Genomic DNA, 13,621 nt, shown 5'->3' with positions numbered 1-13,621 from the left:
AAAAATCCCTTTTTTCGATGGCCACTGCCGTGACAATGCTCGCCTGCCAACTTACGGCATAAAATGATGCCCTATATAAGAACGAGCTGAAATCATGCATATGCGCGCTATCTACCTAGAATAATTTTTGCTATCGTACAAACCAAACTTAAATCAGTGGGTTGTAAATTATTTCCACTACTGATTTAAGATAAATTTATGAGCATGCACTCTGTACAAATGTTAGATGCATTTTATGGCTAGGTGGATATTGAAAATATTATGATAGAAGAGTTTCTAGAACGAATTGAACAAATTGGCTATAGCGTTTCAAGGCATAATAAAAATCAAGTATTCATCGGTTTATCTTGTTGTCCTCAATGGAGAATATTTCTAGAGGATATTGATGATAAACTGTTTCCAATTTTCTACTATCGAAAGCAGAGAATAGAGGAAGTTACTGACTTACACGCAATTATACCGTCCATCCTTACAGCTATTACAAAATCTAAGGGTACGAGCTCATTTCGATTTCTAGGTGAAAAAAATGATTTTAGTGGCGTTGAAGATGAATTATACGGGATGTATTGGTTTCCAGCACAACCTCTAAATGAACGCATTAGGAAAAATAGCGAACAGGACTTTGAATGTTTTTTTCGTATTTTAATGGATCTCTATAACTTCCATATGTACCAAGGATATATTTTGGGCGCGGTCAGTTATTGCGCTGAAGATGTTTATTCTAACTCACCTGAGCTCGATGATTGGGTAAATAAAATACGAGAATTTATAGGTGGTGATGAATCATACGTAGCTAATATCCGAGTGAATCCTAAATGGCTTTTCTTTCGCAGTTTCTCGGCTGGATTTTCGATATTAAAAAGTGCTCATATATCTAATTTACTTAAAGAGCTTACGACTAAAGATGAAACTATAGATGTTATAAATGGAGTTACATCAACAATAGAAATAATTAATGACATACGTACAACTATTCCATTTAAGGATGAGCAGTTTGCTAAAAATCTTGCAGTTATTCTGGGAGACACAACTGATTTAAAAGTAATATCACAAGAAAACCAGCTCATTTTTATTAGTGAGCATCATCTTATAATTAAGTATAGTAACTGTGGCTTAGAGTCTATTGCTGAAGAAAAAGAATTAATTAGATTACGCCAACAAAAAGAGATCTCTTTACTTTTTGGTGACAAAAAATTCGAATGGAACATTATCGATCGTCAAGCCAGCGGAGAGTTTGAGGATCTAATTCTTGAACTTTTAAATCGTGAACCGTGGTTTTTTTCTGTCAAAAAAGTTGCACCTACAAATCAAGGGGATAATGGGAGAGATTTGATTTGTGAATACAACATGCTTCATCATGAAAATCAAGTTTCAAAAGACATTAAGTCTTTTAAACTGGGAAAAATGATTATTCAGTGTAAAACAAATTTAAAAAACTCTAACAAATTGTCAATTGGAAAATCAGATGTAGACATGCCAAATACGATTTTTGACTATCGACCTGACGGTTATATGTTAGTTGTTAATACCCAAACTACACGCGATTTGACAGAAATGTTAGAGCGTCAAAGAGATAGAAAAGAACAGAATGCAATACTCTGGTGGAACTCTTTCGACATTGAGGATAGGTTACGTAAATATCCAGATATTCTAGCTCGCTACCGTCACATAATAGATTACGTATAATTCTAAATAGAATCCAGACCGTCAATTATAAATCAACAACATAATGCTTTCCGATTTGCCATGCAAAAATTCGGCCTGTATCAGTTAGCGAAACGCAATGCCATTGAACTGGCAATTTCCCATAACTCAGACACAAATATAAGCTGCGGTTTTAAAGATCCATAGATGACAACATCACGATATTGATCAGGATAAATATCGTGAGCACAATTAACACCCGCATAAAATTAAATTCACGGCTTTTAGGGAGGGATTTTTGAGTGGTGTTGCTAAAGTCCTGAAATTTACAGCCTATATCCTGGGCACATTGCTGCAACGCTTGTTGTAATTCCTTTCTATCAGTGCTGTTAGCCAATTTTAGTTGCGCGCCCTTAGGCTGCTGCAATTGTAGATAGGCGAGATAATGCTCAACGATATCTTCTGCTTGGCGATTACGCTCGAACTGGTGCCAATGGGTTGTTTGCAGCAGATAGAGTTGCACGGCGTGAATATCCGAAAAGGCATAGGACCGCCAGCGCCATAAGCCAAGCGATTTGCCATTAATAACGCCTTTGCCAAGCCAAAATTGTTGTCGCTCGACATCTAACCAACACTGTTGCTGAATAAAGGCTATCGGTAACGCGGGTAGAAACAAGAAAAATGCCGCCCAGCCTAACACAAGTCGCAAAACCGGATCGGGTTGTAACCATGCCGCACGAGCACTGAGTAACGCGAGCACTAACAATACAACGGCAAAAAACCATAAAATAGGTCGGTATTGGGTACTTAGCACCTTGATATAACGTGCATTTTTTGAAGGTCGATTCTGAGCCACTTAACCCATTCCTCAAATAGATGTTGACCTTGCACCCCAATAGCCAACCATGCCCTAAAACCTCAATACGCTCTAAGCTTCAACTTCCGATGCTGGCTCAAAACAAAAGCTAAATTCATAAAAATGTTGACCGTTTTCAATGCTGATCGCCATAGTGCCATATAGCCCAGTGAGTTCACCCGCGCCAGAATGGGGAACGACCTCAAGGTGTAAGCGGTTTTGTCCATCGGTCATAATGCCAAAATGTTGCAGCACAAAACTGCCCTGTCTGCCGCACAGTTTACCCACGACTTGCTCTATCGCCACGTATCCCGCTGAGCCTTTTACGGCGGTCATGGCACTAAGCATTTCGCCTTGGCTGCGGGCCTCTAGCTCACCATAAAAGGTTTTATCTAAGGCCATTCTGCCAAGATTCACACCGCCCACACCTGTGGCATAGGCATTCTCGGGATTGAGCTTAACATCAAATTTGCCTGTGACTTTGGTCATTTCCATAACACGCTCCTTGTTTTAATTTTATGCTTTATGCCAAAACCTTCGCTTTCCGGCCGCTAGGTGAAACAAATACCTCAGCCGCAGCTGAGGTAAAATTAACTTAGCATAAGCCCCGCTCTAAACCTAATGTAGCGCTTTGATTTCTGATTCACTGACACCGATTTCAAGGGTTTTAATTACAGTTGGCGGTGTTGTCATGGGTTGATCAGCCGCCCTCTCACGGTAAGTAACAGCAACTTTAAATGGGGCTTCAAAGGGATAAACAGGTTCAATATTATCGACCTCAATACGATCGCCAATAAATACACTGCCTAAGTGCTGCACACGATTTTGGCCATAATCTAGGCTAAACAAGCCAAGATACCAGAACACACCTGAACCTTGGTTAGTCACAATAAAAGGCGCCACAAAGGGCATGGTTTGCTGCTGTGGATCATCCTGTAATGGCGCATCACTTTGGGTATCAGGCTCTAAAGCGGGGTCAAAATTAAGCGGAGTAACTCGTAAATAATCTAATAACACTCGGCCTTTAGCCTCGCCATCCTGATAATCCCCAATAGCAAACTCCGTTTGTTTAACGTTAATAAAGTGGGTTAACACTACGGCTTTGTGGCTGTCCGGTAAGCTCACTTCAAATTTATTAGCGGTATTTAAACTAAACAGCTTAAGCATCACTTCGGAGGCATTAGCAACGGGCTTGACTTCACTGGGTACCACAGATTCAAGCACATCTTCACTGCTTAATAATTTGGCTTCTTGGGCTTTTGCCTTAGCATCAGCCTGCGCCATGGCCTCATCGTATTGCAACACTTGGCCATCTTCCATGACCATGTAAATATCATCATTGGTCATGTTAAAGCGATAAACTCCCACGGCAAGAATACTCAGCACTAGGACTGTCGCCGCGATGGTGACTTTAACAAACATACTCATTTTTCTCCCCCAATAGCCTAAGTGCTGTATCATTTGCGCTGATGGCAAAACCAGCCTTGCTGATAGCATCAAAAAATCGCTCTTTCTACAAGGCCAAAATCGCATATTTTTGCTTTAGTCAGCACAAGTTCAGCAAGTTAACCCATGCTGGCATATATATGATTCAGCCTTTTCATTAATGTTCGCAATCGGGCTATAATTCCTTGGCTTAAACGACACCAGCAGTCTTAAAAAACGATCGAGTATTAAGGATTTAATTGCCAATGACCAATGCCTCTACTAGCCCATTTGCCGTGTTAAACCAAACTACGGCACACTCGTTTAATGAACAAAAAAACTTAATTAAGCGCGTCTTTAAGGGCAAACCAGTGCAATGTCCAAGCTGCAATCAAACCCTCAAAGTCATCTTGCCCGAGACCGCCAAAGCCGAGCAAGCCGCAGGCATTTTCTGCCCTAAGGGGTGTACTGATATCGAACTCGATATGGAAGCCGTGACGGGGATTTAATCGACAGCTTTCGCATTACCATGGGGTTAATTTCTCGCGAAAATAATGGCGATAATATCCCACTAAATTGCTGCCAATAAACAACATTTCCATTAAGACCGCCACTGGCGAGCCTACTAAGATATTGTGGACTAACCAAAAACTGGTGCCGACTATCATCAGTAGCCGCAAGTCTTTATCACGCTGACAAAATGCCGCACGGGTTTGAAATAGTGTACCGATACAACTGATCACACTCACAAGCCCGCTGAAGGTCAAGCCGCTCATCAACACCGCCGCCCCACTAAAACCCCACATGGCCTTTTTAGACGTGGTAAAAATACTGGTGAGGTAACGCACTGTGGCAATCCCCATCAATCCCGCCGCAGTCCATTGCGCTAACAAGCAAAAGTGGATTGAAATCAAGATCCCCGACATAAATAAGCAAGCGACAATGCGTTCGCGCGCTTTAAATTGAAACGATATCACGTCAAATACGATGGCAATGGCCACCAACAATTGCGACAGAGTAAAAGCATCCACAATAGGCTCCTTAAAAGTTCGGTATAGGCTTAAACGTCGCCCAACATCAAACGGATTTGCTTGAATTAGCAATCGCTAAGGAGCATGAAGGGAATCACTTTTAGGCGCATTAACTTAAGTTAATTGGCAGGAAATTTTACGACGAATCTTGTAAACGTTTACGGATACGCGACAAGCTAATGGCGGTAATACCAATATAATTAGCCAGTTGGGCATGGGTTAAGCGCTCAACCCAGAGGGGAAAATATTCGAGTAAATGTAAGTAACGCTGCTCTGGCGTATTGAGGAGTAAAAAGGCTTCTTTTTGTTCTTTATACAATAACTGCTGTTTAAGTAGCGCAAGTTGTACCTGTTGCATAAATGGCTCATTTAGCACAGCAAGTGGTATTTGCACTAACCTGCAAGCACCGACGGTTTCTAACTGATAGGGCGCAACATCCTGCTTTAGCCAGCTGCTATATAAGAAACAAAGCTCTCCTTCGAAGTAAAACTCCTTGCAACGCTCACTCCCCTCTTGGGTATAGTGGCAAGCGCGCACTATGCCATCCACCACAAAATAGGCAAATGTTTGGTACTCGCCTTGGGATAATAAGCACTCCTCGGGCTGATATGAAAACGCCCTTGCTTGGGTGAGTAGCGGCGCTAAATGCTCAGGCTCGGCCCCTAAAGCGAGCAAATATTGCCAAAGGGGTTTGATTGCCTGCTCAGTTGCCGCCTGATGAGCCGATGCAGAGTGCGCCGTCATTGCATCACCGACTTTGCCATTCACATTCGACCAAGGGCGCTTGGTGTGACGCATCCTTTAATCCTAAGGTCACCTTAAAGATGCGATTCGGTGGAATGATGCCGACGCCTTTTGGGGTGCCCGTCATCACAATGTCGCCATCTTCTAAACGAGTAAAGCGTTGCAACTCCGACAAAATGGTTTGCGGCGAATAGATCATTAAATCAATATCGCCTTCTTGGGTTAACACCCCATCAATACTTAAGCTAAATTGAAATTGCGCGCTCGGATCATCAATCGCAACAAAAGGGCTAAAAAGCGCTGCACCATCAAAGGCTTTGGCTTTTTCCCACGGTAATCCCTTGGCCTTAAGTTTGCTTTGTAGTTCCCGCTTAGTCAGATCCAGCCCCACGCCCACATGGCTAAAGCGCCCCTGCTGATACAAAAAACACAGCTCGGTTTCATAGTGCAGCGTCTCACCAAGATGCTGGGAATTTAATTGAGTACTGATGGCCGAATTAGGCTTAAAAAACACCACCATATCATCGGGGATTTCATTGCCAAGCTCATGGATATGGTCAACATAGTTACGCCCAATACAAAGGATTTTGCTGGGAGCAATAGCCTTATTTTCTAACATCACCGTTTTCATTAATGCTCCTTTAAACATCAGCGGGACAACATAATTATCCAAGCCTTCTTCGTTAAGACTTTACTCTGACAACTCTCTGCTACACTTATTTTTATACCCCAATAAAAACAAGCAACTAAGTACTTGTACTACGGCGTATTCTTCCCTTGTCCACGCGATGTTATCGCCTTATTTGGCTGACATCATAGACGAAAAGGTCGATGACTCAATGTTAACACTCAGTATCAAGCAAAAAATGCTCTTAAGCTTCAGCGCAATTGGTATCCTGCTCTTAGCTGGCAATAGCTTCTTCTACTATTCGCTCTATCAAGTTCAAATCAGTTATAGCAATATCGAGACACTCGCCATACCGGTTCAGAAGCAAAGCAATAACTTACAACTTGTGCTCGTTAAAATGTCGCGCCTTGCAACTTTAGCCCATAGCCAAAATGACACCGCAGAGCTCATGCAAAGCCAAAAAGGATTCAATGCGCTAGAGCATAAATATCAAAGTATTGAAAACGAGCTGAAACAGATGGTTAGCGACCAACCCCAGATGCAAGCATCACTGAATGAAGCTCAAAAACGCTACCAAGCCTACCAGCAACAAAGCCAAGATATGTTTAGCGCTAAGCTCGCGAACGAACAAGCAAAACAACATTATCAAACACTTTTTAATCAGTTTATTGAGGCAAAAACGCAAGCAAGTAATGCAATGATCGATTTAGAAACGATCTCATTGCCCGATAATCCGGCACTTTTGGAGGAGATAATCGGAACAGGAACCCGCATTGACGATATGCTTTACACATTAACCAACACAATGTCAGAGCTAACGCATGCTCAGGATTCTCATTCTATAAACTCGCATAAACAGGATATAGCCCTATTGCTAGGGAATCTAAGTACTAACTTTACCTTTTTAAAACAACAAGCTTCGGGGATAAATACCCTAGGATTGCTGGAGATTTTTGAGCAACAAGCCACCATATTCAATCGGTTACTTTCAACCCCAGGCGAGCTATATCTGGCACAACAGCAAGTGGTTGATAATCACACTCAAGCAGAACAGCATTTTAAAAATACGGAACAAGAATTTAATGCCAATACCCTTGCGTTAGATAAATTATTAGCCCTAGCTGACAGACGTTTTAGTCTGTTGCAAAACATTGCAAATGACGATATTCAACGCGGTCAAACATTGGCCATTGTACTAGCGGCCATGTTTGTGTTTATGGTCAGTTCAATATCCTTCTTTACCCTAAGGGCCATGTTAGTACCACTCACCTTGGCAAATAGTGCGCTAGCAAACATTGCAAGGGGAGACTTATCCAAGAGAATACCTAAACGTCACAATGATGAATTTGGGGTACTTATTGATAATATGAATACTCTTTGTGATGATCTGGCTAAATTATTAACCCATATCAGCAATGACGCCCACTCTTTAGATAATTCAGCCACACAAACACATCAGCAAGGTCAAGACATCGCTAATGCAGCTACCGCACAAATTGAGCGCATCAATGGCACGAAAGCCTTAACAGAACAAATGTTTACCAGCTCTAACCTTGTTGCAGAACAAGCCAGTAGTTCGGCAACACAAATCACCCAAGCATCGAAACATAGCCAACAAGCCCAGCTTATTGCCGCCGATAATCAAGCCAAAATAGCGGAGTTAAGCACAAAGCTAAGTGATTCTGTCGCTATCATGTCGCGCCTTAGTGCACACAGCCACAATATTGGTGGGATTCTCACCACCATTAGTAGCATTGCAGAACAAACTAACCTACTCGCCCTCAATGCCGCCATCGAAGCCGCAAGGGCTGGCGAACATGGTCGAGGTTTTGCGGTCGTTGCCGATGAAGTACGCTCATTAGCCTCAAGGACACAAGCCTCAACCGCCGAAATCCAACAGATGATCTTAGCGTTACAGCAGGAAACTACCACGGCCTCAACGGCCATAAGCTCAGGGCAAACACAAGCCAACGACTGTGTGGAGCAAAGTAAAACACTCCACCATGCCATAGCACAGATTGAAGTCACACTCAGTGCCATTAATGAGATGAGTTTACAAATTACCCAAGCTGCCCACCAACAACTCGATTACAGCCGACATATTGAGTCCAGTATGGGAGAAGTCGCCTTCGCGGCAGATCAAAATGCCCATGAGGCAATGGATATGGCAAAACGCAGTGACCAAGTGACTCAATTAGCCCACTCGCTCACCCGCTCTGTCGAACGCTTTACACTGTAGCAATAAGTGCATTGATACTTATATGGCTAAATGTATCAGAGCCGAGATAACCACATAAAAACAACAGCCATCAGTAAACTGATGGCTGCTTTTTTAGCAAATACTGGCAGAATAACAGCCTAAGCATATTCCATTAAAAACTCATCGAGTTGCTCGTTAGCAATTTCGATCTCATCGCCTTCGAACTGCGCAATATGAAACATGCCCTCGCCTTCATTCGTCACAGGAATATTACTGATCCCGATGATAATGCCATCCGTTGGCGCGCGGATCGCCACACTATCACCGCCATGCGGACTGACAATATGGGCAATAATATAGCCCTTATTAACCCGTTGACCGAGTTTGAGCTTCATATTGACTAAGCCATCGGACTCACTGCGGATCCAATAGCTGCGTATCGCACTGACACTCGCAATCTTGTTACTGACTCGCCCCTTGAGCATACCAAGGCTACGCATCACATTGAGCACGCCCTTAAGACCCGACTTAATTGCAAGCTCACTAAAGCGCAGCGCCTCGCCCGCCTCATACAAAATACAGGGAATGCCCTGCTGATTCGCATAGCCGCGCATCGACACGCTACGCGCCTTAGAGTGCATAATAAGCGGTGCGCCAAAGGCATTCGCCATGGCTAACATAGTTTCATCACCGGTATCGCAACGGATTTGCGGTAAGTTATCTCTATGGATAGCCCCCGTATGCAAATCAATCACATGGGTTGCATGGACTAATAACTGAGTAGCAAACAGGTTGGCTAACCGGCTTGCCAACGCCCCTTTACTGGAGCCTGGGAAGCAACGGTTGAGATCGCGCCTATCGGGTAAATAACGGGATTGTTGAATAAAACCAAACACATTGACTATGGGCACCACAATCAGAGTACCGGCTAAATTTTTAGGGTTAACCCGTCCAAGTAACCGCCGACAGATCTCAATACCATTGAGCTCATCGCCATGGATAGCAGCACAGACTAAGAGTGTCGGCCCAGGTTTGAGGCCGTGAAAGACTTCGACATGAATATCGAGTTGGGTATCGGTATAAAGCTTGGCAGCGGGTAATTTAATCCCCATTTGCGTACCCGCAATGACTCGTTTGCCTTCAATCTCAAACGCTTCGCGTTTTTTAACCATGGTCACTCCCTGATATGCATTGCGCTGTATGTGATAACTCTAGTATTAAGCCTTAACACGCCCAAGCTATTATTCGCCTTCAAACTGGGTTAACCAGTGTTTTAAAATTTGCTGCAATGCCACACGCTCAGCAGTCTGGACCCCCGATAATAGCGCGCTCTGACATTGGATATGTTTGGGGAGCGCAGCCTCAATCAGTGCTTTACCTGCCGAAGTGAGGGAAACATGCACGGCACGGCGATCTTCCTTACAGTGCTCACGGGCAATCAAGCCTTTATTTTCCAGTCGGTCTAAACGACTGGTCATGGCGCCTGAACTTAACATCATGCTTTGATACAGCTGCGAAGGCGATAAAGTATAAGGCTTACCTGAGCGTCTGAGTGTCGCGAGCACATCAAACTCCCCCTGACCTAAGCCAAATTCGCCGTGGCATAAGGCGATAGCGTTTTCCATATATTTGGTCAGCCTTGCGATGCGCCCTAACACCGCCATTGGGACTAAATCCTCTGTCACCCCTTCAGCCCGCCACTGGCCGAGGATTTTATCTAATCCATCTTCAACTGAAGCCGACATTTGCTTTGCGTCGAGTAGTTGCGAGTCGTTTGCCATAGGTTTATCTCTATATAAAGATTCTTCACATGCTAACCATTTTATCGCCTAATTTAATGATTTGTATATGTGGCTACTTTTAGTGGGTAGATAAGAGTAAATTCTGCATAAAAAAACCGCCCAATTGATACAAATTGGGCGGTTTTACGTTTAAGCAAGTTTAAGCGAAATGACTTAAGACTTTTTCACAAAACAGGTCAGGATCACAATGCGAGTACCATTCACACGACCTTCGATATGCTCTGGATTGTTGGTCAACGAAATATTGCGTACTGCGGTGCCACGTTTTGCCACAAAGCTGGTACCTTTGACGTTAAGATCTTTAATGATGACCACGGTATCGCCGGCGTTAAGCACGGCACCGTTGCTGTCTAAAGTCGGTGGCGTATCATCACTGGAGGCAGCGGCTTCGGCATCACCCCAAGCGCGTAAATCATCTTCAAGATACAACATATCGAGCAGATCCTGCGCCCAGCTTTCACCGCTTAAGCGTTTCAGCATGCGATATGACATCACTTGAACCGCAGGGACTTGGCTCCACATGCTGTCGTTCAGACAACGCCAGTGGTTCATGTCCATAGTATCCGGCGCTGCAATTTGGCTGCTGCAATTTTCACAAATCATAATCTCGTTTTCATGACCATCGGAAGCCGGTAAGTCATAAATAGAGAGTTCGACGTCACTTGCGCAGAGTTCACATTTGCCGCCACAGCGAGTTAGCAATTCATTTTCAGTCATTTTTTCTGTCTATATGCGTAATAAAACGCGGATTATGCCATAAATTGGCTTTTCACGGCAGGGGGGAAGGCAAGATAACCCTATTTTTTATATGAGTTATCTATTTCTTCACCCTTAGAATTGCCATTTAATCCTTAAAATTCATAAGCTAAACTGAGTCTGACATCTCGCCCCGGCGCGGGGATACCATCCGACAGAAACGGCGTCACCTGCTGATTTGTGAGATTTTTTGCCATTAAACGCACGCTGAGCCCTTTCAGTGTTTCTTGAGGCTCGTAGGCTAAATATATATTTTGTAAGAAGTAATTCTCACTTGGGGACTCTGCATTAAAAATATCACCTTCAGGCACATTATCCTGTGCATCATACCAAGTCCCCTGCCAAGCAACTGAAATGTCATCGGTAATATACATACCCACACGCAGGCGAATATCCAGCGGCGCGATATTCGCAAGGTATTCATCCTCGCCTTGGCTGTCTCTGAGCGATCCCTGATGCTCGCCCTGTAACCAAGAAACGGCTAAGTCACTGAAGAAATCCTGATAACGGTATTGGGACTCGAGATCGGCGCCGTAGATCTCATAGCCGTCAAGATTGGTATAACCACTTTGAATCGCTTGATTTGGGTCGGACTTTGCACCGCGGCGCTGAGCAATATCGTCCCGTCCCAAGTTGGCAAAGAGGGTCACTTGGGTTGAAAGCGTATCTTGGGCGGCAAAAAGACTCGTTTGCTGCGTCATTAAGCCCAGTTTAAAGGCGTGCAGACGCTCCACATCGATATCTCGACTCGTGCCAGTAATGCTCGCCTTGGCGTATTGCACTGCATAGATTTCATCGACCACTGGCGCCTGTAAGCTGTAGGCGTAATCGAAATTCACTCGAGTATTCGCTGTTAACTGGTAGTCGATACCCAATCGCGGTGAAAAGCCCGAATGGTGAGTCGAACTGTAGTCGTGCCCTGCCTCGATATCGTTGTAATCGGGGGCAATGTTGGGGCGACCAATGCTGTAGATAAAGTCATATCGTAGCGAAGGAGTGATGGTCAGCTCATCCGTCACACTAATCGCATCGCGCAAATAGACTGCATAGGTATCCTGACGCCCTTCGGGCTGATAGTAAGGAGTGTACCAACCGTAGTTTTTCTCGGGATTTTTCTCATAACTTTTGTTAAAGACCATTGAATCCCTATCGAGACTGCGGAACTGCAATCCAGTGGTGATTTCATGATTACCAACAATACTTAAGTTGTTGATGTCAATGTAGTCACGCTTGTAATCCAACCAAGATTCATGGCCGAAGTTGCCGACGGAGACTGTCATCTTTTCCCACGCGATTGGCGGCCTGATCCAATGGCGTGCATTGGCAGAATGGGAAACCACAATTTGGGTATCAATTAAAGGATTACTTGGGGAATAGCGATAATTCGCCGACCAGGTATTGTCTTCATAGGTGTTGTAGGCCGTGGTGGCATAGAGCGCCAGTTCATAGGAGCCATATTTACGGATGTTATAATCAGAAATCGCGGGCATAGGACCGCGGCGATTGGCCCAAGGCTTTCGGCCTTCGTCGAGATAATGGGTCAGGCTCAACATGAGTTGATGGTCACCTTGCTCATAATCCAGTTTGCCAAGGTAATTATTTTGCTCATAACCTGAGTATTCAAATGCTTCACCATTGGCGAGCGTCACATCCCCCGCATCGCGGCGGGTGACATGCAATAAACCTGAAAGTTGTTGATTCGCTCGTCCATAAACCGTTCCCGTGTAGCTTTTGGCGTCGTTATTACTGGCGTAACTGGCTTTGACTCGGGCGCCAAGGTTTTGATTGTAATTTAAAAAATCATCAGCAGATTTAGTCACAACATACATGGAGCCGCCAAAGCCGCCGTTACCTGAGCGGACATCGTGGGCCCCTTTAATCACTTCGACTCGCTTGATTAAATCGGGATCTAAGAAGAACGACCCATAGCGATACTGCTCAAATCCCACGGGGGCGTTATCGACATAAATGTTGAAATCTTCGGTTTCGCCAAATCCCCATACGTTAATGCGCTCGCCGCCACTGCGAGTACCACCATCAACATGGGCACCGGCCATATCATCGATAACTTCAGCAAATGTGGTCGCTTGCATCTCTTCAATTTGCTCCATCGAGATGATCGCCTCGCCCGGCTTAGTCATAGTGGTCGCTCGGCGGTATTGCTGGCCATGTACTTGTAATATCTCAATTGGCTCGACCTTAGGCGCTCCTAATACTTCCTTGGCATTGAGTGGCAACGCGGGCAATACGCTTAAGCCCAAACAGCCCATGATTGCTTTTGATATCGTGCTCTTAGGTTGATATCCCATCTCCCCATCCCCTGTTACATAGTGTAAAAAATAGGGCGGCATTATAGGCATCAACGTCAAAGATGAGAATAATTCTCACCTGGCTTTACATGTAAATCACAACCTGATGGTAACTGCAGGGAAATACTCGAAGAATTTGCAATATCCACACACATTTGTTCAACTCGCACTAACCTGTTTTGACTAACAGTCGGAATCTCAGTCTCAAGCACCTCAAAGGTTTTA

General features: G+C 44.3%; 13 protein-coding genes. 3 read left to right on the top strand and 10 right to left on the bottom strand.

The window, feature by feature from the left end; translation table 11 throughout:
* Positions 1–261: 261 nt before the first annotated feature.
* The gene (locus IEY09_RS10900) at positions 262–1,686 is read left to right on the top strand and encodes a hypothetical protein (protein ID WP_188871036.1); all 1,425 of its coding nucleotides are present in this window, start codon (positions 262–264) and stop codon (positions 1,684–1,686) included.
* Positions 1,687–1,837: 151 nt separating this feature from the next.
* On the opposite strand, the gene IEY09_RS10895 is transcribed toward IEY09_RS10900, so the two are convergent.
* The 3 genes from IEY09_RS10895 to IEY09_RS10885 form a co-directional block, all read right to left on the bottom strand.
* On the bottom strand, positions 1,838–2,500 hold the full coding sequence (locus IEY09_RS10895) for a hypothetical protein (RefSeq protein WP_188871034.1): 663 nt from the start codon (positions 2,498–2,500) through the stop codon (positions 1,838–1,840).
* A gap of 72 nt (positions 2,501–2,572) precedes the next feature.
* Positions 2,573–2,995 (bottom strand): DUF3224 domain-containing protein, encoded by a 423-nt coding sequence (locus IEY09_RS10890; protein WP_099457797.1) that lies wholly within the window; start codon positions 2,993–2,995, stop codon positions 2,573–2,575.
* A 123-nt stretch (positions 2,996–3,118) separates the two neighbouring features.
* Positions 3,119–3,928, bottom strand: coding sequence for a hypothetical protein (locus IEY09_RS10885; RefSeq protein WP_069454588.1), 810 nt, complete (start codon positions 3,926–3,928; stop codon positions 3,119–3,121).
* Between the two features lie 263 nt (positions 3,929–4,191).
* Here IEY09_RS10885 and IEY09_RS10880 point away from each other — a divergent pair, with 263 nt between their 5' ends.
* On the top strand, positions 4,192–4,434 hold the full coding sequence (locus IEY09_RS10880) for a hypothetical protein (RefSeq protein WP_037416640.1): 243 nt from the start codon (positions 4,192–4,194) through the stop codon (positions 4,432–4,434).
* 15 nt (positions 4,435–4,449) lie between these two features.
* Here IEY09_RS10880 and IEY09_RS10875 read toward each other — a convergent pair whose 3' ends face one another.
* The 3 genes from IEY09_RS10875 to IEY09_RS10865 all read right to left on the bottom strand — a co-directional run bounded on the left by IEY09_RS10875 (position 4,450) and on the right by IEY09_RS10865 (position 6,332).
* On the bottom strand, positions 4,450–4,956 hold the full coding sequence (locus IEY09_RS10875) for a YgjV family protein (protein WP_188871032.1): 507 nt from the start codon (positions 4,954–4,956) through the stop codon (positions 4,450–4,452).
* Positions 4,957–5,092: 136 nt separating this feature from the next.
* Positions 5,093–5,701, bottom strand: a complete 609-nt coding sequence (locus tag IEY09_RS10870) for a Crp/Fnr family transcriptional regulator (protein ID WP_188871069.1) — start codon at positions 5,699–5,701, stop codon at positions 5,093–5,095.
* 4 nt (positions 5,702–5,705) lie between these two features.
* Positions 5,706–6,332, bottom strand: coding sequence for a fumarylacetoacetate hydrolase family protein (locus tag IEY09_RS10865; protein ID WP_144344911.1), 627 nt, complete (start codon positions 6,330–6,332; stop codon positions 5,706–5,708).
* Between the two features lie 208 nt (positions 6,333–6,540).
* On the opposite strand from IEY09_RS10865, the gene IEY09_RS10860 reads away from it, so the two are divergent.
* Positions 6,541–8,568 (top strand): methyl-accepting chemotaxis protein, encoded by a 2,028-nt coding sequence (locus IEY09_RS10860; RefSeq protein WP_069455418.1) that lies wholly within the window; start codon positions 6,541–6,543, stop codon positions 8,566–8,568.
* A 119-nt stretch (positions 8,569–8,687) separates the two neighbouring features.
* Here the strand turns inward: IEY09_RS10860 and IEY09_RS10855 are convergent, their stop codons facing one another.
* From IEY09_RS10855 to IEY09_RS10840, 4 genes are all read right to left on the bottom strand, one after another.
* The gene (locus tag IEY09_RS10855; RefSeq protein WP_037416636.1) at positions 8,688–9,701 is read right to left on the bottom strand and encodes a succinylglutamate desuccinylase/aspartoacylase family protein; all 1,014 of its coding nucleotides are present in this window, start codon (positions 9,699–9,701) and stop codon (positions 8,688–8,690) included.
* A gap of 69 nt (positions 9,702–9,770) precedes the next feature.
* Positions 9,771–10,310, bottom strand: coding sequence for a MarR family winged helix-turn-helix transcriptional regulator (locus IEY09_RS10850; protein WP_099457792.1), 540 nt, complete (start codon positions 10,308–10,310; stop codon positions 9,771–9,773).
* A 174-nt stretch (positions 10,311–10,484) separates the two neighbouring features.
* Positions 10,485–11,048, bottom strand: coding sequence for a PhnA domain-containing protein (locus IEY09_RS10845; RefSeq protein ID WP_144375554.1), 564 nt, complete (start codon positions 11,046–11,048; stop codon positions 10,485–10,487).
* A gap of 134 nt (positions 11,049–11,182) precedes the next feature.
* Positions 11,183–13,396: a TonB-dependent receptor domain-containing protein gene (locus IEY09_RS10840; RefSeq protein WP_188871030.1), complete on the bottom strand. Its 2,214-nt coding sequence runs from the start codon at positions 13,394–13,396 to the stop codon at positions 11,183–11,185.
* Positions 13,397–13,621: the final 225 nt, after the last annotated feature.

It is taken from the genome of Shewanella xiamenensis (genome assembly GCF_014647135.1).
Taxonomy (GTDB): domain Bacteria; phylum Pseudomonadota; class Gammaproteobacteria; order Enterobacterales; family Shewanellaceae; genus Shewanella; species Shewanella xiamenensis.
Note: the sequence above shows the minus strand (reverse complement) of the source record. Positions and strands in the feature narration are given on the sequence as shown.

Bases quoted from the DNA above. Each gene is read 5' to 3' on its own strand.
- IEY09_RS10865 (WP_144344911.1), bottom strand. From the start codon at position 6,332: ATGAAAACGGTGATGTTAGAAAATAAGGCTATTGCTCCCAGCAAAATC.
- IEY09_RS10870 (WP_188871069.1), bottom strand. From the start codon at position 5,701: ATGACGGCGCACTCTGCATCGGCTCATCAGGCGGCAACTGAGCAGGCA.
- IEY09_RS10890 (WP_099457797.1), bottom strand. From the start codon at position 2,995: ATGGAAATGACCAAAGTCACAGGCAAATTTGATGTTAAGCTCAATCCC.
- IEY09_RS10845 (WP_144375554.1), bottom strand. From the start codon at position 11,048: ATGACTGAAAATGAATTGCTAACTCGCTGTGGCGGCAAATGTGAACTC.
- IEY09_RS10900 (WP_188871036.1), top strand. From the start codon at position 262: ATGATAGAAGAGTTTCTAGAACGAATTGAACAAATTGGCTATAGCGTT.
- IEY09_RS10840 (WP_188871030.1), bottom strand. From the start codon at position 13,396: ATGGGATATCAACCTAAGAGCACGATATCAAAAGCAATCATGGGCTGT.
- IEY09_RS10855 (WP_037416636.1), bottom strand. From the start codon at position 9,701: ATGGTTAAAAAACGCGAAGCGTTTGAGATTGAAGGCAAACGAGTCATT.
- IEY09_RS10850 (WP_099457792.1), bottom strand. From the start codon at position 10,310: ATGGCAAACGACTCGCAACTACTCGACGCAAAGCAAATGTCGGCTTCA.
- IEY09_RS10880 (WP_037416640.1), top strand. From the start codon at position 4,192: ATGACCAATGCCTCTACTAGCCCATTTGCCGTGTTAAACCAAACTACG.
- IEY09_RS10885 (WP_069454588.1), bottom strand. From the start codon at position 3,928: ATGAGTATGTTTGTTAAAGTCACCATCGCGGCGACAGTCCTAGTGCTG.
- IEY09_RS10860 (WP_069455418.1), top strand. From the start codon at position 6,541: ATGTTAACACTCAGTATCAAGCAAAAAATGCTCTTAAGCTTCAGCGCA.